The sequence below is a fragment of the Paractinoplanes maris genome, from assembly GCF_023544465.1.
Taxonomy (GTDB): domain Bacteria; phylum Actinomycetota; class Actinomycetes; order Mycobacteriales; family Micromonosporaceae; genus Actinoplanes; species Actinoplanes maris.
In genome coordinates this window covers 1-686 of record NZ_JALPVL010000032.1, presented here as the reverse complement: position 1 = coordinate 686, position 686 = coordinate 1, and the positions used below count along the sequence as shown (strand labels likewise).

The following is a 686-nucleotide window of genomic DNA, read 5'->3' as shown; positions in this document are numbered from 1 at the left end:
CCACGTCCTTCATCGGCTCCTGGTGCCAAGGCATCCACCGTTCGCCCTTGACAACTTAAACACAGAAAACAAGATGCTCGCGTCCACTGTGTAATTCTCAACCAACGACCAACCCACAACCATCAACGTCTTCCACCGAACCCCGAGGAACACAACCCAACAAAGGGCCGGCTCTCCCGAACGGTATGAAAGACCAGGTCATGCCTGGCACTGGAAAAACAACCACCCGCCATGCGGGCGCCGGCGGACCGGCTCTCACGGGTTGTTCTTTCAGATACCCAACAGGGTGCTCTCTTGTGCGCCACTTCCGGCCGCACCAGCAACCCGTTCCACGCCCGAGGGCTGTACTAGGTTTGCCGGCCGTTGCCGGTTGTGACTGGCCAGTGTCTCCGCCTTTGAGCTCCTCGACCTGACATTCGCAGGTCGCAGGCTCCTTGCCACCTTTCGGTGGAAGGTGCTCCTTAGAAAGGAGGTGATCCAGCCGCACCTTCCGGTACGGCTACCTTGTTACGACTTCGTCCCAATCGCCAGCCCCACCTTCGACCACTCCCTCCCTTGCGGGTTAGGCCATGGGCTTCGGGTGTTGCCGACTTTCGTGACGTGACGGGCGGTGTGTACAAGGCCCGGGAACGTATTCACCGCAGCGTTGCTGATCTGCGATTACTAGCGACTCCGACTTCACGGGG

Annotated in this window: 1 rRNA gene; it reads right to left on the bottom strand. The window is 59.6% G+C overall.

Annotated features, from left to right (window positions below):
• Positions 1-465: 465 nt before the first annotated feature.
• A 16S ribosomal RNA gene (locus NAG42_RS43835) occupies positions 466-686 on the bottom strand; the annotation flags it as partial.